Annotated in this window: 18 protein-coding genes and 2 rRNA genes; 18 read left to right on the plus strand and 2 right to left on the minus strand. The window is 45.5% G+C overall.

Annotated features, from left to right (window positions below; all coding sequences use genetic code 11):
• Positions 1-190: ribosomal RNA gene (locus AB840_RS06555) — 23S ribosomal RNA — on the plus strand; the annotation flags it as partial.
• A gap of 109 nt (positions 191-299) precedes the next feature.
• A 5S ribosomal RNA gene (rrf, locus tag AB840_RS06560) occupies positions 300-416 on the plus strand.
• 384 nt (positions 417-800) lie between these two features.
• Here rrf and AB840_RS06565 read toward each other — a convergent pair.
• Together AB840_RS06565 and AB840_RS06570 are read right to left on the minus strand one after the other, a co-directional pair.
• Positions 801-2243 carry a sensor histidine kinase gene (locus tag AB840_RS06565; protein ID WP_048514040.1) on the minus strand — a complete coding sequence of 481 codons (1443 nt, stop codon included), beginning with the start codon at positions 2241-2243 and terminating at the stop codon, positions 801-803.
• A complete protein-coding gene (locus AB840_RS06570; RefSeq protein ID WP_048514041.1) occupies positions 2227-2910 on the minus strand; it encodes a response regulator transcription factor in 684 nt (227 codons plus the stop codon). The genes AB840_RS06565 and AB840_RS06570 overlap by 17 nt, the downstream gene beginning before the upstream one ends.
• Before the next feature lie 539 nt (positions 2911-3449).
• On the opposite strand from AB840_RS06570, the gene AB840_RS06575 reads away from it, so the two are divergent.
• From AB840_RS06575 to mreB, 16 genes are all read left to right on the plus strand, one after another.
• Positions 3450-3614, plus strand: a complete 165-nt coding sequence (locus AB840_RS06575; protein WP_048514042.1) for a DUF362 domain-containing protein — start codon at positions 3450-3452, stop codon at positions 3612-3614.
• Between the two features lie 135 nt (positions 3615-3749).
• On the plus strand, positions 3750-4187 hold the full coding sequence (lspA, locus tag AB840_RS06580; RefSeq protein ID WP_048514043.1) for a signal peptidase II: 438 nt from the start codon (positions 3750-3752) through the stop codon (positions 4185-4187).
• A 10-nt stretch (positions 4188-4197) separates the two neighbouring features.
• A complete protein-coding gene (locus AB840_RS06585; protein ID WP_048514044.1) occupies positions 4198-5115 on the plus strand; it encodes an RluA family pseudouridine synthase in 918 nt (305 codons plus the stop codon).
• 14 nt (positions 5116-5129) lie between these two features.
• Positions 5130-5669, plus strand: a complete 540-nt coding sequence (pyrR, locus tag AB840_RS06590; RefSeq protein ID WP_048514045.1) for a bifunctional pyr operon transcriptional regulator/uracil phosphoribosyltransferase PyrR — start codon at positions 5130-5132, stop codon at positions 5667-5669.
• 193 nt (positions 5670-5862) lie between these two features.
• Positions 5863-6852: a dihydroxyacetone kinase subunit DhaK gene (dhaK, locus tag AB840_RS06595; RefSeq protein WP_048514046.1), complete on the plus strand. Its 990-nt coding sequence runs from the start codon at positions 5863-5865 to the stop codon at positions 6850-6852.
• A gap of 67 nt (positions 6853-6919) precedes the next feature.
• Positions 6920-7516, plus strand: a complete 597-nt coding sequence (dhaL, locus tag AB840_RS06600) for a dihydroxyacetone kinase subunit DhaL (RefSeq protein ID WP_171969755.1) — start codon at positions 6920-6922, stop codon at positions 7514-7516.
• Positions 7517-7580: 64 nt separating this feature from the next.
• Positions 7581-7958 carry a dihydroxyacetone kinase phosphoryl donor subunit DhaM gene (gene dhaM, locus AB840_RS06605; protein WP_048514048.1) on the plus strand — a complete coding sequence of 126 codons (378 nt, stop codon included), beginning with the start codon at positions 7581-7583 and terminating at the stop codon, positions 7956-7958.
• A 127-nt stretch (positions 7959-8085) separates the two neighbouring features.
• On the plus strand, positions 8086-9036 hold the full coding sequence (locus AB840_RS06610; protein WP_048514049.1) for an alpha/beta hydrolase: 951 nt from the start codon (positions 8086-8088) through the stop codon (positions 9034-9036).
• 146 nt (positions 9037-9182) lie between these two features.
• Positions 9183-11465, plus strand: coding sequence for an adenosylcobalamin-dependent ribonucleoside-diphosphate reductase (locus AB840_RS06615; RefSeq protein WP_048514050.1), 2283 nt, complete (start codon positions 9183-9185; stop codon positions 11463-11465).
• Positions 11466-11829: 364 nt separating this feature from the next.
• Entirely contained in the window at positions 11830-12903 is a 1074-nt protein-coding gene (serC, locus tag AB840_RS06620; protein WP_048514079.1) for a 3-phosphoserine/phosphohydroxythreonine transaminase, read from the plus strand.
• A gap of 34 nt (positions 12904-12937) precedes the next feature.
• Positions 12938-14530, plus strand: coding sequence for a phosphoglycerate dehydrogenase (gene serA, locus AB840_RS06625; protein WP_048514051.1), 1593 nt, complete (start codon positions 12938-12940; stop codon positions 14528-14530).
• A 9-nt stretch (positions 14531-14539) separates the two neighbouring features.
• A complete protein-coding gene (locus AB840_RS06630; RefSeq protein WP_048514052.1) occupies positions 14540-15184 on the plus strand; it encodes a histidine phosphatase family protein in 645 nt (214 codons plus the stop codon).
• 55 nt (positions 15185-15239) lie between these two features.
• Entirely contained in the window at positions 15240-16523 is a 1284-nt protein-coding gene (serS, locus tag AB840_RS06635; protein ID WP_048514053.1) for a serine--tRNA ligase, read from the plus strand.
• A 252-nt stretch (positions 16524-16775) separates the two neighbouring features.
• Positions 16776-17741 (plus strand): class II fructose-bisphosphatase, encoded by a 966-nt coding sequence (glpX, locus tag AB840_RS06640; protein ID WP_048514054.1) that lies wholly within the window; start codon positions 16776-16778, stop codon positions 17739-17741.
• Between the two features lie 238 nt (positions 17742-17979).
• Positions 17980-19254, plus strand: a complete 1275-nt coding sequence (gene murA / locus AB840_RS06645; RefSeq protein ID WP_048514055.1) for a UDP-N-acetylglucosamine 1-carboxyvinyltransferase — start codon at positions 17980-17982, stop codon at positions 19252-19254.
• A complete protein-coding gene (mreB, locus tag AB840_RS06650) occupies positions 19220-20308 on the plus strand; it encodes a rod shape-determining protein (RefSeq protein WP_290438990.1) in 1089 nt (362 codons plus the stop codon). Before murA ends, mreB begins: the two co-directional genes overlap by 35 nt.
• Positions 20309-20315 lie beyond the last annotated feature (7 nt).

Raw genomic sequence — 20315 nt, forward strand, 5'->3', positions numbered from 1 at the left:
TGCAGCTGGGTAGCTACGTTCGGGACGGATAAACGCTGAAAGCATCTAAGCGTGAAACCAGCCTAGAGATGAGGTTTCTCATTACGAAAGTAAGTAAGGTCCCATGAAGACGACATGGTAGATAGGCCGGGAGTGGACGTACAGTAATGTATGGAGCGGACCGGTACTAATAGACCGAGGACTTGACTTAAGCAAAGAAGCAATAGAAAGAACCATGTAGATGGTGTAAGAGTTAGACGGGTAGTTAAGGTCCGAAATACTTTTCGATGTAGTTGTCAGGATACGAATCCTGAAACGAATTCAGTGGTGATGGCTGCAGGGACCCACCTGTTCCCATACCGAACACAGCAGTTAAGCCTGCAAACGCCGAAAGTACTTGGGTGGAAGCGCCCCGGGAGGATAGGAAGCCGCTGATTCAGCAGAAAAGACACGCACAGTGATCATATTGTGCGTGTCTTTTGTTTTATGAAATATATTGGGAACATATACTATACTATACTATATTCCGGTATTTGCTTCCCGGCGAGGCTGCCGTAGGCGGCTCAGAATAGCACTCTGCTGTCAAAGGCACAGTATGTTGCTTTTTGATAGGGTGTATGGAGAGCTGATAGGCGTTTTTTTACGTTGCGGCAGTTGCGGTTCTGAAAAACGGTATCATACGAAACAGGAGATTCTTATGAAGAATCTCCTGTTTCGTATTTCATTGAGTACGTAGCTTCATAGGAAATACTGCCGATCGATATAGTGACCGGCAGTAATAAAAAATAGTATTCTTTTTCTTGGCACATAGCTTATATATTCTATTGTTTCTGCTCCGGTTTCTTTATCGGGAAGATTGCCATGATTGTTGTGCCCTTATGCAGTTCACTTTCTAGCTTGAGCTTGGCATTATTTCCTTTTGCAATGTATTTGGCAATAGACAGTCCCAAACCAGAACCGCCTGTTTCCTTGGCCCGGGATTGTTCGACTCTGTAAAAGCGTTCAAATACCCGATCCCAGTCTTTTCTTGGAATTCCAATTCCCGTATCGGTGATTTTATAATATACTTCTTTTTCGTGTATTTCACAGGATAAATAAATTTTTCCTTTGGGTGGTGTATATTTTATGGCATTATCAATAAATATACGCAGCATTTGTTTTACGCTGCCTGGTTCGGCATAAATTGTTTCTGATTCATTTTTTGTCACGATGATATCATGATTGGCGTCGATGAGGTTAATTTCATTATATACTTCCAGCAGCAGCTGGGCCGTGTTAATGTCCATAAAGTGCTTGGCGAGTGTGCCGCTGTTGGAGCGGGCAAAGAAAAGCAGTCGTTCAATAAGCTGACGCATGTATTCCGTTTCTGATTTTATAGCGGTAATTCCTTCTTGCAGCACTTCCGGGTCCTTTTTACCCCAGCGATCCAGTAAGTCTGCATAACCGGCGATTACTGTAATCGGGGTACGTAATTCATGAGAAGCGTCACTGATAAACTGCTGCTGCTGCTTATAGCCGTATTCGATACGGTCCAGGGCTTGATTGATGGTGACGGCTAAGTCGTTTAATTCATTTTTATTGTTTGATAAAATAATACGGCTGCCCAGTTTGTTGACTTCTATCTTTTTTACGGTGTCGTTGATAATATGCAGTGGTGCCAGTGATTTTTTCATCAGATACATACCGGTAAATACGGTAAGGATCAGGCTGATCAGAACAGATGCCAGCAGTTGTTTAGATAAAAGTGATACAAAGTTATTTTCTTTGTCCGGCTGGCGGGAGAAGCGGAGATAATAGATTTTTCCGTTTTTGTCGTACCATTTTTTATAGTATGAAAATTCAGATGCCTCATTACCTTGGATAATCGTGGGCAGAGGGGTGTCTTTTTCATTTCGTATATCATCGTCAATATAGCGGTCGCTCCATTTTTTAATAGTATGAGTAGGGCCGTTATCTAAAATTATTTTTCCGGCTCCGTCGTAAATTTGGAGATTTACGAAAGGTGGGAGATTTGAACGTATAAATACAGATGAATCTATTTTTCCATAAGAGTCCAAATAGCTGAGGGTAAGTTGTGCGCTGTTGTTTAAATCATCCTTTATCGAATCATCCATAATATAATGGACACTGGTTACTGTAATGACAGATACAATCAAAAGAATAAAAAACACAATGAATGAATACAGCAGAACCATTTTTGCAAATATCGGCAAGGGAGCTATTGTAGAATAGCGGACTAAAACACTTTTAATCTTTTGCCACATATCCAACTCCTCGGATTGTATGAATGTATTCCCGTCCTTTTTTTGAACCGATCTTACTTCGGATATACCGGATATAAACGTCTACCACATTGGTATCACCGACATAATCATATCCCCACACTTCTTCAAGAATACGGTCACGTGTCAGGACGATGTTTTTGTTGCGGATTAAATAGGTCAATAGCTCAAATTCTTTTTTTGTTAAAATTACGGTATGCTCTCCAACAGCAACTTCATGGCGCTCCAAGTAAAGTGTCATATCCTGAAGCTGCAGAAAATTTTCACCAGATGGCTTGATTTCCCGTTCCCGCAGGAGAACGCGGATGCGGGCAAAGAGTTCTTTGCTGTTGAAAGGCTTAGTTAGATAGTCGTTAGCTCCCAGATCCAGGCTGGTGACCTTTGTTTCAATATCATCTTTGGCAGACAGCATCATAATAGGAACATTTGATAGCTCGCGTGTGCGCTGGCAAATCGTTAAACCGTCCAGATCAGGGAGCATAACATCCAGCAGAATAAGATCGAAATGGTCTTGTCCGATACGATCCAGCGCGGCCGCTCCATTAGATTCTACGCTGCATTCATAGCCTTCATGCTCGAGTTCCATTTGAATGAAACGGGCGATTTGTTTCTCGTCTTCGACGATTAAGATTTGCGTTTTTTCAATCATGCAAAAATCCCCCTTGGTACAGTAAGTTTTGTCGTAACATTTTATCCTAGTTATTATTATACATTATCTATACTAATTTTTGTACTCATATTTGCGGATAAGGCATGAAAAGGGGATCTAAAATTTAATCTAATTTTAATCTAATTTTAATTTACTTTTAAAAATAACCTGCTATGATAAGAATGTAGAAAAGATCATCTACAAATGTTGAAGATATAAGTTGTTCATATACCCCTCGAACACCCCTATCTTATCATCTTCAACTATAAGGCATTGTCTTCCCCCGATAATGTCTTGCTATAAAAAAAAGGAGCCGGCTCCCCTCGCTGGCTCCTTTTTATACGTGTTCCCGGGAAATGCAGTAAATAATTGAGGAGAATTTTTTTCTGATAAATTTTTGACGGTAGGTCCTGTAAAGCCAGTAAATATCTATATCCTCACTGATTTAGTATTCATTGACATTTTTATATATTCGTGTAATAATGAGAAAGACAAAGGGGTCTTCCCCTTGAAACGTTGTGAGTTTGGAGGTGAAAACAATGCATGTAATTTCTGACGAATGCGTAAAATGCGGTTCTTGTGCTAGTGCTTGTCCTACAGGTGCTATCGAAGAAGGCGAAACGAAGTATGTTATTGGCGACGCTTGCATCGATTGCGGTTCTTGCGAATCCGTATGTCCTACAGGTGCTATTTCTGCTGAATAATATCAACGAGAATGTGATAAAAGGGAGACATCTATATGTCTCCCTTTTTATTTGAATTTTATAGAGTTCTATGATAGGATAAAAGCACTGTAAGAACTAATTATGCTTGATGATTAATGATTTAGGAGGCCTTTTGTGCAGGTTTTATATATTGCGTTTATCGTGGTTTTGTTGGATCAGGTCAGTAAATTGAGTATTCGGGAATGGATGATACTCCATGAATCAGTTCCGGTCATTCCGGGATTTTTTCATATTACATATATTTTAAATCGTGGCGCGGCATTTGGCATTTTGGAAAATCAACAATGGCTTTTCATGGTTATTGCTGTAATATTGTTTCTTTTATATGGGATTTTTAGAAAAAGAATACCCAACGATTTTATCGTGCATTGCGGTGTGGGAATGCTGTTGGGCGGGGCATTTGGCAATGCTCTGGATCGGGGATTGCATGGTGCCGTTACCGATTTCTTTGATTTCAGAATTTGGCCAGTGTTCAATATTGCGGATATCGGCATTGTTGTAGGCGTATGTTTATTGCTATGGTATAGCTGGACTCAGGGTTCAGAAAAATGAGGATGCTAAAATGGATGAAAAAATATTGCAGGTGACGGAAGAAGCGGCAGGTATGCGTGTAGATGTCTACTTGACCCAGGCACTGGATATTTCTCGCAGCTTTGCCCAGCAGATCGTACAGCGCGGCGAGGCACAGGTTAATGATAACATCGTGAAAGCTAAGTACCGCCTGCATGATGGTGATACGGTATGTATCCGAATGGAAAGTCCAAAAGAGTGGACCGCCGAGGCGGAAAACCTTCCTCTTGCGGTCATCTATGAGGATGCGGATATGATCGTTATCAACAAGGCGCGCGGCATGGTTGTCCATCCCGCAGCAGGAAATTATCGGGGCACCTTAGTTAATGCTCTCTTGTTTCATTGCAAGGGCGGACTTTCTGGGATTAACGGCGTGATACGGCCGGGAATTGTTCATCGTTTGGATAAAGATACCTCCGGAGTTATGGTAGCGGCTAAAACCGATGCGGCCCATCGGGGACTGGCGCAGCAGATTAAGGAGCATAAGGCACGGCGGACATACTGGGCACTGGTTCATGGCAATATTGCGGAAGACAAGGGTGTCGTTGATGCGCCGGTGGGCAGACATCCCAAGGATCGTATAAAAATGGCAGTGACCTTTAAGGGCGGCCGTCCGGCTGTTACTCATTTTAAGGTTTTAAAACGATATGGCGCATGTACTTGGATTGAATGCCGCCTCGAAACCGGGCGAACGCATCAGATTCGTGTGCATATGGCATATATCAATCATCCTGTCATCAATGATCCGTTATACGGATATAAAAAAGATGCGTTTCCCATTGAGGGACAGGCTCTTCATTCCCATTGTCTGGATCTGGTGCATCCCATCAGCGGACAGCAAATGCATTTTGAAGCGCCGTTGCCGCAGGATTTCCTGGATTGCCTGAAGCGGGCAGAGAAACATATCTAGGTGAGGTGTACAATATGTGGAAAGATAAGACACTTTTGATGGATGAAAAGGCAATGGGGCGGGCTATCCGGCGTATTGCTCATGAAATTATTGAACGGAATAAGGGCTTGGAGCATACCGTTCTCGTAGGAATTCATACACGGGGCGTGCCGTTGGCTCAGCGGTTGAGCAGGGAGCTGTCATGTATTGAGGAACGTTCTGTTCCGGTATATGACCTGGACGTTTCGGCATATCGGGATGATCAGAAGAAAAGCATGATTAATACTGTTGGCAGCGGACAAAAACGTTTTGATGCTGATGGCAAAACTGTCGTGCTGGTTGATGATGTCTTGTTTACCGGACGGACTGTGCGTGCAGCATTGAATGCAATTATGGAATTGGGGCGTCCCCGTTTTATTGAATTGGCGGTGCTTGTTGATCGAGGACACCGCGAGCTGCCTATACGGGCGGATTATGTAGGGAAAAATGTACCTACTTCACGGCGGGAGGATGTTTCTGTCCAATTGGGAGAAGTAGATGGTCTGGACCAGGTTATTTTACGAGAAGCGGAATGAAGGTCAATCTGCCGTTAACTGCCAGTGAATGCAGTTAACGGCAGATTTTTATGTTCGAGTAGAGAGTAGTTTTTGTTGGCAGGACGCAGCTGCACCTGTATAGTAAAGGTTCTTGAATTTTGTGGAATAAATGGTATATACTAAATGAAAATATAATAAACGTATGTATCGATGCAAATAAGGAGGGAATGCAATGAAGAAGATCATAAACGATGTGGCGTCCGTTGAAGAACAGATGATACAGGGGCTTGTCAAGGCCGCGCCAGATATGCTTCGCAAGTTGGAGTATGGGACGATTGTTGTCCGTGCGCAGCGAAAACAGGGACAAGTGGCATTAGTGAGCGGTGGTGGCAGCGGACATGAACCGGCTCATGCCGGGTATGTTGGCAAGGGTATGCTGGATTGTGCTGTGGCGGGAACCGTATTTACTTCGCCGACGCCGGATCAAGTGCTGGAAGGTATCAAGGCAGTGGCGACTGATCAAGGCGTATTATGCGTGGTCAAAAATTATACGGGTGATATCATGAATTTTGAAATGGCTGTTGAAATGGCCGCTGATGAAGGAATCAAGGCCGAATATGTTGTCGTCAATGATGATGTGGCTGTAAAGGACAGCTTGTATACAACAGGCCGGCGCGGCGTGGCCGGCACGATTCTCGTTCATAAAATTGCTGGTGCCAAGGCTGAAGAGGGGGCGGATCTGAAGGCGGTAAAGGAAGTGGCCGAAAAAGTTATTGCTAATGTCCGTACGATGGGGATGGCAATTGCGCCATGTACTGTGCCGGCAGCTGGAAAGCCAGGCTTTGAGTTGGCGGAGGATGAAATGGAAATTGGCATTGGTATTCATGGTGAACCGGGAACGCATCGGGAAAAATTGGCATCTGCTGATACGATTGCTAAAATGCTCGTAGATCATATTCTGGCGGATATAGATTATAAGGGGCAGGAGATCGTGCTGATTGTTAATGGAATGGGTGCGACACCGCTTATGGAATTGTATATTGTAAATAATTTTGTGCACGATTATTTGACGAAACAGGGAATTACCATCTATGACACAATGGTTGGAAATTATATGACCTCCATTGAAATGGCAGGCTTTTCGCTTACGCTGCTGCGGCTGGATGATGAAATGAAATCTTTATATGATGCAAAAGCGCATACATTAGCGTGGAAAAAATGAAAATACTGCTGTTTTTGTCAGAAGGGAGTGAGTTAAAACGATTGATGCAAAGAAGTTGATTGAAATCATGCAGGCTGTTGCGGTGAAGATTGAAGAAGAAAAGGACTATCTTACGGAACTCGACAATGTCATCGGTGACGGTGACCACGGAATCAATATGGCCCGCGGCTTTAAGGCGGTGGAGGAAAAACTGCCATCATTGGCAGGAAAGGATATTGGTATCATTTTAAAGGGCATTGGCCTGCAGCTGGTGTCGAACGTTGGAGGTGCGTCAGGGCCATTATATGGGACGGCTTTCATGAAGGCCGGAGCAGCTTGCACCGGCTTGGTATCAATGGATGCTGTAGCGTTCGTACAGGCCATGGAGGCCGCGGTCCAAGGGATAGAAATGCGCGGTAAGGCACATGAAGGAGAAAAAACAATGCTGGATGCGCTGTGCCCGGCTCTGAAAGCGCTGCGGCATGGAGTCGACAGCGGTAAGACTGCCAAGGCTGCGCTGGCTGATGCGGTGGCAGCGGCAGAGCAGGGCGTGGCATATACGCAAACGATTATTGCGACGAAAGGCCGTGCCAGTTATTTAGGTGAGCGTAGTCTGGGGCATCAAGACCCGGGCGCAACGTCGTCTTTATACATACTGCAGACTATACTGGCGCATCTTTCGTAAGCTTAGCATTAGAATAGGTGGGGCAGCTGTCCGGCTGCCCTGTTTTTTCATTGAGGAGGTTCGTATGGTAGGAATTGTCGTGGTGTCTCATAGCCAAAAGTTGGCAGAGGGAGTTGTCGAACTGGCTGGTATGATGGCGTCTGAAGTACCCGTTGCAGCCGCTGGAGGGCTTGATGACGGCGGTTTGGGAACGAGTTTTGAAAAGATAAGTAATGCCGTCAATAGGGTGTATTCTGATGATGGCGTGGCACTTATCATGGATATGGGAAGTGCTGTTATGACTGCGGAAATGGTCATGGAATCTATGGAGGACAGAAAAATAAAAATGATCGATTGCCCTATTGTAGAAGGCACTGTAATAGCCGCTCTGGAGGTTCTTAGCGGTACGTCGCTGGAACAGCTGCAGGAAAAAGTAGCAAGTGCGGGAGAGAAAAAATTCTGATTTAGGGACCATGCCGGGAAAATACATATCTTGACCTGGTGTACGATATAGGGTGTAGAATAGTATTTGTTTTGAAATAGGTATAGCAGGCATTGGCAGATAAAATGAAAAGAAAGGTGTGATCTGCGTGCTGCAGCGTTTTGTTACATGGATTATCCGATTATGCATCGTTTTGCTTATCCTGATTATAGTTGCCGGTTCCTATGTGGGAAATGTGGCCTATCAGGAATTTCGTACGGCCCAGTGGGATCATATATTGGGCATTGAAAATCATACCCGGGATGTTTCGGTTATACATCAATGGGAGGCTGCACAGGATTGGGAGGCAGTACATATTATGAGTACGGACGGCCTTGTTTTGAGGGGGACATACATTGAAAATTCTGTAAAATCCAGTAAAACGGTCATTCTGCTTCATGGCTTATATCAGAATCGTTCTATGTGTCTTCCCTATGTCTCCATGTACCGCAATCTGGGGTATAATGTACTGCTGATTGATCAGCGGGGACACGGAGACAGTGGCGGTGACCATACCGATTGGGGACTGAGTGAGGTAGATGATATTGCCGGCTGGGTGCAATGGCTGAAGCGCAGAAATCCCAATATGCAAGTCGGGCTGCACGGCATATCATTAGGCGCAGCAATGGCTTTGTTATATGCTGGCAGCAGCCATGGAAATTCTATTGCCTTTGTCGTATCTGACAGCGCCTATGGTAATATTATTTCATTGGGAAGGGAAAAGCTTTTCCATGTATCAGGCGATCAACAGGCCATCTGGGGTTACAATATATTAGATGTTTTTTTTCAGGGCGCCATGTTTTTTCATACGCATAAGCTGGTAACCGATATTGAACCAGCTCAGGCGGTACGGTCAGTTACGGTGCCTATCCTGTTTCTTCACGGTGCTGATGATCAACTTGTGCCGGTCAAAACGGCAAGAAGCTTATATGATCAATGCGGCAGTGCCGATAAGTACTTGCATATCTTTGCAGATTCCCCCCATGCTGTCGGGCTGGAGACAGATAAAAGAGAATATATTCATATTGTTACTGCTTTTTTGGAGCATGCTGAGCATTAGAGAATCCTTAAAGAGAGGTCTTGACGACTTTGATCTATCCTGTTATCATAAATTCAATATGTAATGAAACATACTATATGTAGTGATTTGTGAAAATATATATGCAACATTTAGAAGACAGGGAGATATTAAGGAGGATTTTCAATATGGATGAAAAAGAATGGCTGGGCGAACACAATCAACTTGGCATAGATATTTGGAAGCATAAGTACTGCAATAATGACGAAGATTTTGAACATTGGGTGAATCGGGTCAGTGGACATGATGCGGCAGTAGCAGCCTTGATAAAGGAACAGAAATTTTTATTTGGCGGACGAATTTTAGCTAATCGGGGATTGGAATATGAAGGAAAAAAAATTACCTTATCCAACTGTTATGTCATGACTCCGCCGGAAGATAATATTGAAAGTATTTTTGACCGCGCCGGGAAACTGGCGCGGACATATAGCTATGGCGGCGGCTGCGGCATTGATATTTCGGGCTTGAGTCCCAAGGGAGCGCGTATCAACAATGCAGCTAAAGAAACAAGCGGTTCAATTTCCTTTATGACGCTGTATTCTCTGGTAACAGAGCTTATCGGACAAAATGGCCGCCGCGGGGCGCTTATGATCTCCATCGACTGCTCACATCCGGATGTATTGGATTTCATTCGTTTAAAAACAGATTTGAATAAAGTGACGAAGGCAAATATTTCTATCCGCCTGAGTGATGAATTTATGGAGGCGGTTCAGAAGAAGGATCAGTTCCGTCTCCGATATACCAGGAAAGAGACCGGGCAGGTGGTGGAAAGTATGGTTCGGGCTGCCGATGTATTCCGGCTTATTGCCGAAACGAATTGGGATTATGCTGAACCGGGAGCGCTGTTTTGGGACCGAATTCGACAATGGAATTTATTGGCTCATACGAAGGAGTTTGCTTTTGCCGGTGTCAATCCATGTGCAGAAGAGCCACTGCCGGCGGGAGGTTCCTGCCTGTTGGGCAGTATCAACTTAGCCAATTTTGTCAATTCGCCTTTTTCGGCAGAAGCGGTCTTTGATTTTCCTGAATTTAAACGGTGTGTAACAGTTGCTGTGCGGGCTATGAATGATGTCCTTGATGAAGGGCTGCCGCTGCATCCTCTGCAGGAACAGCGGGACAGTGTCAAAGCCTGGCGTCAGATCGGTCTTGGCATTATGGGATTGGGAGATATGCTTATCAAGATGGGTATTACGTATGGCAGTGAACAGGCCGTCGCTTTTTGTCATGACCTTGGGTTTGCTATGGCGGATACGGCAATAGCGGCTTCCGCAGAATTAGCCGGAAGCCAGGGCTCCTTTGCCATGTGCCACGTTGATGAGATTATGAGTACGCCGTATTTTAAAGCCAACACGACAGAACAAACGGCTGCGCTGGTGCGGGGAAATGGATTGCGCAATTCTCAGCTGCTGACAATTGCGCCGACGGGAACGCTTTCTACCATGTTGGGGATTTCTGGTGGCATAGAACCGATTTATGCTAATTTCTACGAACGAAAAACAGAGTCTCTTCATGGTACGGATGTATATTATAAGGTATATACGCCGATTGTTGAACGATATATGAAGACCTATCACATTACGGATGATTCTAACCTTCCGGAATGTTTTGTAACTGCTCTTACGCTGGATTATCGTGAACGGGTAGAAATGCAGGCGGCATGGCAGCAGCATATTGATGCCTCTATCAGTTCGACGGTCAATGTGGCGAACGGCTTTACCGTAGAGGATACGGAACAGCTGTATCTGTTAGCTTATGAAAAGGGCTGCAAGGGACTCACTATCTTCCGGGATGGCTGTAAACGTGCCGGAATTTTGACTACTCATACTGATAAAAAAATGGTGCCGATTGCCGGAATGGGTCTGGAACGAGGTGAAATTGTCAGCATTGATGATAATGTCATCGGAAAAAAAAGAAAGCTGGTCACTGGCTGCGGCAGTCTGCACTGTATTGCTTTCTTTGATCCGGAAACAGGGGCACTGCTGGAAACCTATTTGAGCAAGGGATCGACTGGCGGCTGCAATAATTTTATGATTGGTCTGTCACGGATGATTTCTATCAGCTCCCGTGCCGGGATTGATATTTACACGATTGTTGATCAGCTTAATTCAACGGGGAACTGCCCGTCCTATTCTGTACGCCGGTCTACGCGCGGCGATACTAGCAAAGGAGCCTGCTGCCCTATGGCAGTAGGGAATGCGCTGCTGGATATGTATAATGAAGTGCAGGAGGAGCTGCGGCAGTCCTCTGCTGCCGCAGGCGGGGCTCCGCCGCTCAAAAAGATGCCGGCAAAACCGAAGGCGGATAAAAAAGTGACGGCAGAAAGTATTTTTTGTCCCCAATGTGGGGAACCTCTTGTTTTTGAGGGTGGCTGTAATACCTGCAAAAACTGCGGTTGGAGCAAGTGTAATTAGAGGAAAAAGCGGGTTTTAATAAATTTGTATAGAGAGAGGGCATAATCAAAATCAATGCAGTACATACTGATGGCCGGATGTTATGTCTTGACAGATTACAGAAAGCTGTTTATAATGAATCTAATTTTATAGAGTGCGATGAAGGAGAAGCAAATTATTCCTCTTTACAGAGAACTGCCGGCAGGTGCAAGGCAGTAAGAGGATAAAGCGTTCCGCTCCGGAGCGGCAAATGATGAATTTGACGGGTACGCCCGATACAGCGGTTCAAGTTGGCCGTATGGCAAGTTGGGTGGCAACGCGGGAGATATACTCTCGTCCCTTTGATGGGACGGGAGTTTTTTTTTTGTTGGAGGGGTGTGACGAAATGAAACGGGTTTATAATTTTAATGCAGGCCCTTCGGCTATGCCGTTAGAGGTGCTGAAACAAGTGCAGGAAGAGTTTCTTGATTTTGCCCACACAGGCATGAGCATTGTCGAAATCAGTCATCGCAGTGCGGCGTATCAAGCGATGCAGGATGATACTGTATGTATGCTGCGCCGGCTGCTGAGGATACCCGATGGGTATCATATTGTGTTCATTCAAGGGGGCGGCAGTATGCAGTTTATTATGCATGCAGCTAATTTTCTAAAACACCGCGGTGCGTATATCAATACCGGCGTGTGGTCTGATAAAGCGATGCAGGCAGCGGCCTTTTACGGAGAAACCTATGAAGCGGCATCTAGCAAGGCAGATCATTTTACATATATTCCCGAGGCCGGGTCAGCTGTGATAAAGCCGGATACGGATTATGTGTATATAACCTCAAATAATACGATTCATGGTACCGAATGGCATGATTTTCCTTCCTGTAACGTACCGTTGTTTTGCGACATGTCCAGTGACTTTTTAAGTCGGCCTGTTGATATTTCACGATTTGACCTTGTGTACGCAGGTGTTCAAAAAAATGTCGGTCCTGCCGGCGTTGTTGTAACCATTATCAAGGATAGCCTGCTGGTACAGGCTAATTCCCAGCTGCCGCTCATGCTTCAGTATAAAACCTACGTGGACCATGATTCGACGTACAATACGCCGCCGGTATTTAATATTTATTTTGTCAATAAAGTACTTCATTGGCTTGATGCGCAGGGAGGCTTGAAAGAAATAGAAAAGCGCAATATACAAAAAGCGCATATTCTGTATCAAGTCATTGATGAAAGCGATGGTTTTTACAAGGGGCATGCAGTGCCGCAGTCACGCAGCCGCATGAACGTGACGTTTAATCTGCCAACACCGGCATTGGAAGCAGAATTTGTGGCACAGGCAGCCGAAGCGTCTCTTATCGGGCTAAAAGGGCACCGTTCCATTGGCGGCTGCCGCGCATCTATTTATAATGCCGTAACAGAAGAAGGATGCCAGGCGCTGGCAGCTTTTATGATGAAATTTCAAAAGAACCATTAAACTATAATTGCAGATGATCTGGGAGGATATGCACATGAAAATTTTAGTCAGTGATGATGTTTCTGTAAAAGGGGTAGAACTGCTGCGGGAACATGGATATGAAGTAGATGTTAAGACGAATCTGGATGAAACTGGGCTGATCGAATGCATTGGTGAATATGACGGTCTGGTTACGCGGTCTATGACCCATGTGACGGCTAAAGTCATTGATGCTGCAAAAAAGCTCAAGGTAGTTGGACGTGCCGGTGTGGGTGTAGACAGCATCGATTTGAGGACGGCTACTTCCCGGGGAATTATTGTTGTCAATGCGCCGACGGCTAATACAGTTGCAGCAACAGAACATACCTGTGCAATGATTATGGCGATTACACGCCATATTCCGCAGGCCTATAATTCTCTCATGGCTGGCGAATGGCATCGCGAAAAATTTACCGGCATCCAGCTCAAGAACAAAACTATCGGTATTATCGGTGTCGGACGGATCGGTTCCCGCATTGCCAAACGCATGCAGGCGATGGAAATGCGTACTATCGGCTATGATCCTTATATTCCCGAAGAACGGGCGAAACAGCTTGGAGTTGAATTAGTGGATTTGGATACGCTGCTGCAGACTTCTGATTATATTACGATGCATACGCCTCTCACCAAGGAAACAAGGGGCATGATCGGGGCAGAGGAAATCGCTAAAATGAAGGACGGGGTCCGGGTTATCAATGTTTCCCGCGGTGCCGTTCTTGACATATACGCACTGGCAGAGGCATTGAAAAAGGGACATGTAGCCGGCGCAGCTATTGATGTATTCCCCAAAGAACCGCTGACCAAGGATATTAATCCATTTATCGGCATGGATAATGTCGTTATCACTCCGCATCTGGGAGCTTCGACGGTAGAGGCTCAGATAGGTGTTTCCGTGGACGTGGCAGAGGGTGTGATGGCTGCGCTCAACGGTGAACCCGTTGCTACGGCTGTCAACATGGCGCCAGTGCCGCAAAACGTATATAACGTGATTCATCCATATTTTGAGTTGATGGAACGAATGGGAATTCTGGGGGTATACTTGTCGGAAGGCCCTATGAATGAAATTCAGGTCGAATATACGGGCGAATTAGCGGAAACGGAAACACGGCTTTTGACGACGGCAGTTTTAAAAGGAGCGCTTAATCCGATCCTGCAGGATTCGGTTAATTTTGTTAATGCGCCGGAAGTAGCAAAATCACGCCATATCTCTGTTAAAGAAATCAAATCTCACGATAAAGGCTATTTTCTGGATGCTGTCACGGTGCGTATCAAGACGGCAAAGGGAGAACATTCTCTTGTGGGCATGCTGTTTAACAAATCAGAAGCTAAAATAGTTCAGATTGATGAATACCGTGTTGACTTTACTCCAGAAGGCTATTTGCTGCTGGCACCGCATATTGATCAGCCGAATATGATTGGCCAGATTTCCACTATTCTTGGACAAGCACACATCAATATTGCAGGCATGCAGGTAGGACGGATGACGAAGACTGGTACCAATATCATGGCTATTGCGGTTCAAGACGATATTCCCAACGATATTATGCTTAAGCTGCGGTCAATTAATGGTATTCTTGATATGAAGCTCATACACTGCGACATACACTAGGAGGTAATCATGGTACGTATCATACTTATTCGGCATGGCGAAACACAGTGGAATATTGAAGGACGGTATCAGGGACAGGAGGATACGCAACTGAGTGAAAGAGGAATATTGCAGGGACATATGGTAGCTGAAGGGCTGCGAAACATTTCTATTGATGCGGCTGTATCCAGTCCATTGGAACGCTCATATATGACCTGTTCCTTTTGCGCAGAACTGCATCATCTGACAGTCCAAAGAGATGAGCGTCTGCTGGAAATCAATCACGGTGCGTGGGAAGGTTGTCTGGCCGATGAAATAAAAGCTCGTTATCCAACTGAATTTCAGCAGTGGCACACAGCGCCGCAGCAGGTTACTATGCCGGGTAAAGGTGGAGAAAGTCTGGAGGACGTGCGGGTGAGAGTACGGGATGCTTTTAATGACTATGCGCACCGGTATGACGGCAAAACTCTTCTCGTAGCCGCTCATGATGCGGTCAATAAGGCTGTTATCTGTGATGTTATGGGGCTTGACATGAGCCATTTTTGGCAGATTAAGCAGGATAATACCTGCATCAATGTATTGGAATGCCAGCAGGGACAATGGCGTATTGTCTTATTGAATTCCACGAATCATATGGGGTATTTGTTCAGTGGTATTGAACAAAAAGGACTATAACGTGTATAATAAATAATACATCGCAGTATGTGTATTTAAGGAGGAGCGGAATCGTATGTTAGATACAAAATTTATTCGGGAACATATAAACGAAGTAAAAGAAAACGTCAAAAACCGGAATGCAAAAGCTGATATTGATGCCTTTGTTGAATGGGAAGGGCAACGCCGTCAGCTGTTGCAAAGGGTTGAAGCTATGAAAAATCAGCGCAATACAGTGACCCAGGAAATCAGCAGGCTTAAGAAAAACAAGGAAAATGCAGATGTACAGATCGCTGCCATGAAAACTCTCGGTGATGAAATTGATAGTTTGGACAAACAGGTCGGGGAAGCGGAAAAGGCCATGCGGAATATCCAGCTTATGATTCCCAATATGTGTCATCCTTCTGTTCCGGTGGGAAGAGACGATAATGATAATCCGGAAGTACGCAAATGGGGAGACTTGCCGGCATTTGATTTCCAGCCTCTCGAACACTGGGAAGTTGGTGAAAAATTGGGCATTCTTGATGCTGAACGAGCTGCCAAGGCAGCAGGGGCACGCTTTTATTACTATATGGGTGCCGGTGCGCGTTTGGAACGAGCTGTGTATAACTTTATGCTTGACCAGCATACGGAAAAGGATGGATACACAGAAGTCATTCCTCCCTATATTGTCAATGGTAATTCCATGACCGGGACAGGTCAGCTGCCAAAATTTCATGAGGATATGTATCGCTTGGAAGTAGAAGGCACGGAAATGTACCTGATTCCGACAGCAGAAGTACCTCTGACAAACTACTATCGCGGTGAAATCCTTGATGGCGCTAAGCTGCCTATATATTTTACAGCCATGACACCGTGCTTCCGAGCGGAAGCGGGATCTGCCGGACGCGATACGCGCGGGCTTATTCGCCAGCATCAATTCCACAAAGTTGAAATGGTCAAATATACAACACCGGAAACCAGCTATGATGAGTTGGACAAGCTGACCCGGAATGCAGAGGATATTCTGAAAGCCCTTAAGCTGCCTTATCATGTGGTCTGCTTGTGTACTGGCGACATTGGTTTTTCGGCAGCTAAGACTTTTGATGTGGAGGTATGGTTTCCGGCACAAGGGAAATATCGTGAAATTTCTTCATGCTCGAATACCGAAGACTTTCAAGCACGACGCGCCAATATTCGATTCCGCCGTACGTCAAAATCCAAACCGGAATACGTGCATACACTGAACGGTTCTGGGCTGGCGGTTGGCCGTACCGTAGCGGCTATTCTGGAAAATTACCAGCAGGCGGATGGTTCTGTCCTTGTACCGGAAGCGCTGCGCCCTTACATGCGTTGTGATGTGATCACCAAAAGAAAGTAGGTAGGTCTTTGCTGCTGATCTCGGCTATCTTGCAGCAGCGGGTGGTTCCGGATCCTTAAACCGCTGTCCTTCCGCTTTTGAAATAAAGTATACTACATATAAATCGTATATACGGCAGGATTTTTGCTGCTTTCTGTAGAAATATGTTGACATGAAAGCAGACAAAGGTCCTGCCGTTTTTTTACAGTTGGTTTGGATCCGGCGGCTGGTGACAAGAAATACCGGTCGGAAATTGAATCAGGAGGTGTAGCTATGGATCGTGTTTTGACATTGGAGTTTGTTCGGGTTACAGAAGCTGCTGCAGTCAAGGCGGGCCGTCTCATGGGCAAGGGAAATAAAATGGGAGCGGATCAGCTGGCAGTAGATGGCATGCATGCTATTTTGTCCAGTGTACCTATTGAAGGTACTGTTGTTATTGGTGAAGGTGAATTAGATGAAGCACCGATGCTGTACATTGGCGAACAAGTCGGAGCCGGCGGTACGCCTGTGGATATTGCCGTAGATCCGCTGGAGGGAACCAACCTTACGGCCAAAGGACAAGACGGATCGATAGCCGTCATAGCTATTGCCGGCAAGGGAAATCTTCTTCACGCACCGGATATGTATATGGAGAAGTTATGTGTTGGACCGCGAGCAAAAGGATGCATTGATTTGCAAAAGCCCATTGCTTATAATCTGAGCCGTGTTGCAGAAGCCTTGGAACGGAGTGTTGATGATCTGACCGTCGTTATACTGGATCGGGAGCGCCATCAGGAGATGATTCATGATTGCCGTGCTGCCGGTGCCCGCATTAAGCTGATTACAGACGGTGATGTATCTCCAGCCGTCGATGTGGGAATTGAGGGATCCGGGGTTCATGTATTGATGGGAATAGGCGGTGCCCCGGAGGGAGTGCTGGCGGCAGCGGCGCTGAAATGCCTGGGCGGGGATATGCAGGCCCGTTTGATTCCGTATACGGAAGCGGAACGGCAGCGGTGCTTTGAAATGGGAATTGCCGATTTGAATAAGGTAATGGGAATTGATGATTTGGTAAAGGGTGACGACTGCATCTTTTCAGCTACGGCGATTACCAATACACCGATGATGCAGGGGGTGCAGTATTTTGGCGGCGGTGCGCGTACGATGTCTGTTGTCATGCGGTATAAAAGCGGGACGATCCGATTTATTAATACCTTCCACCGGTTCCGTAAAGATGCAAAATGGAGTGTTCATTTGTAGAAAATCAGTAAATTATGCAGTTAATATACAGCAAAGCAGCAGCAGTTTCTTAAAAGAGCAGCTGCTGCTTTTGCCTGTCTTTGGTAAGCTGTCAATTTCGGACAGCCCCTTTTCGTTTTTTCTCTTTTATGGTACAATGACTTGATAGTAAATATAGTAAAACAGCTGGGTAAGGTCAGACTCATTCTTTGCTCAGGTTAACCATATAATATTCGAATTTTATTAGGAGGCACCAGAATTGGAGAAACTTGTTATTCATGGTGGAAAACCCTTAGAGGGTACTGTTCGCATCAGCGGGGCTAAAAATGCCGTGCTGCCTATCATTGTTGCATCTATGCTGGGAGGGGCGAAAAGCACGTTGACGGAAATACCGAAATTAGATGATGTGCATACTGTCTGTGATGTTATCAGCTCTTTGGGTGTTCATATAGAAAATCCTCAAAAGGGAACCTTAGTTATTGATGCACGTGATTTAAATGCTACTTCTGCACCGTATGATTTGGTACGCCGTATGCGCGCATCTTTTTTAGTTATGGGACCGTTATTGGCACGAAAGGGACGAGCGAAAATTTCATTGCCCGGCGGCTGCTCGATTGGAGCCAGACCTATTGATCTGCATTTAAAAGCTTTCGAAGCGATGGGAGCCGTTATTGATCTGGAAAACGGTGATATTGAAGCATATGTACCCAACGGTTTGAAGGGGGCTCAGATTTATCTTGATTTTCCCAGCGTTGGAGCAACGGAAAATGTCCTGATGGCAGCTTCTATGGCAGAAGGGCGGACTGTGCTGGAAAACGCGGCAGAAGAGCCGGAAATCGTCGATTTGGCAACCTATTTAAACAGTATGGGGGCCAATATCCGTGGCGCCGGCACCAATATTATCCGCATTGAGGGCGTCAAGGAACTGCACGGCGCTGTGCATTCCGTTATTCCCGATCGAATTGAAGCTGGAACTTTTATGGTTGGGGCGGCCATGACGGGCGGAAACATTTTTGTGGAAAATGCCTTATCAGAACACCTGAAGCCGATTATTTCAAAGCTGAAGGAGATAGGGGCTGAAGTGGAAGAAAGTATTGATGGTATTCGTGTTATAGGGCATGTCCCCCAGCATCCGACCGATATAAAAACACTGCCCTATCCGGGGTTTCCAACAGATATGCAGGCTCAGTTTATGGCGTTGGCGACGATCTGTCAGGGAACAAGTGTTATTACGGAAACGGTATTTGAAAATCGTTTTATGCATGTTGATGAATTCAAGCGCATGGGAGCCAAAATTCGTATTGAAGGGCGCAGCGCTATTGTGGAAGGCGTGTCCAAATTAAAAGGAGCAGCCGTTAATGCGACAGACCTTCGTGCCGGGGCAGCCTTGGTGCTGGCCGGACTTGTGGCAGAAGGCGAGACAGAGGTCGGGTATTTATATCATATCGACCGAGGCTACGACAATCTGGTATTAAAATTACAAAGGCTAGGTGCAGATATTGTTCGGGTCAATATTGACAAAAAAGAAAAATAAGAAAAAGATACATACAGATACCCATACTCATTCTTTTTTTCTGGCTGACTGGTTTGGCAGTGATATTGCAATTGATCTTGGTACGGCCAATATTATTGTATATGTGAAAAAGAAGGGGATTGTAGTCAATGAACCGGCGGTTATTGCTATTGATACGGATACAAACCATGTTGTGGCGATCGGCAGAGAGGCACGAGCTATGCTGGGGCGCACACCGCGGCACATTCATGCGTATCACCCGCTGCGGTACGGTGTTATTGCTGATTATGATGCGACAGAATATATGCTGCGGTATTTTATACGGAAAGCGATCGGCAAGGCCATGTTTTTCAAGCCGCGTATTATTATCTGCGTGCCCTCCGGTGTGACTAACGTAGAACGTCGTGCTGTTATTGAAGCGGCTATGCAGGCTGGGGCACGAAAAACTGTCGTGATGGAGGAACCGCTGGCAGCTGCGATTGGTGCCGGTCTTGATATTGCCAATTCCAATGGTTCCATGGTTATTGATATGGGCGGTGGCACGACTGATGTAGCAATTCTCAGCCTGAGCGGCATTGTCATCAGCGAATCGCTGCGGATTGGCAGCAATACTTTTGATGAAGCTATTATCCAATATTTGGAAAAAATTAAGCATGTAACAATTGGAAGTCATACAGCTGAAGAACTGAAAATTCTAATAGGCACGGCGATGACAGGCGGGCGCAGCCTTACTGCGGATGTGTGCGGCCGCAGTACAGAGACCGGTCTTCCTGTTATGGTAGATATTGATTCACAGGAAATTCGCAAAGCACTAGAAGAACCAATTCAGCATATTTTACGCACTATTGTTTCCATTTTGGAAAAAACGCCTCCTGAATTGGCGGCAGATATTTCTGATCATGGCATTGTTCTTACTGGCGGCGGTCTTCTTCTCGATGGATTTGATCGTCTTATTGCCGGCACAACAGGCATGGCAGCATATCTTTGTGATCAGCCGTTATTGTGTGTCGCTAACGGTGCAGGAAAGGCGCTCCGTGAAATGAATCGGTTGAAGGATAGTTTTGATGATTTATGATAAGGAG

This window comes from Megasphaera cerevisiae DSM 20462, from assembly GCF_001045675.1.
In the GTDB taxonomy this organism is placed as follows: Bacteria; Bacillota; Negativicutes; order Veillonellales; family Megasphaeraceae; genus Megasphaera; species Megasphaera cerevisiae.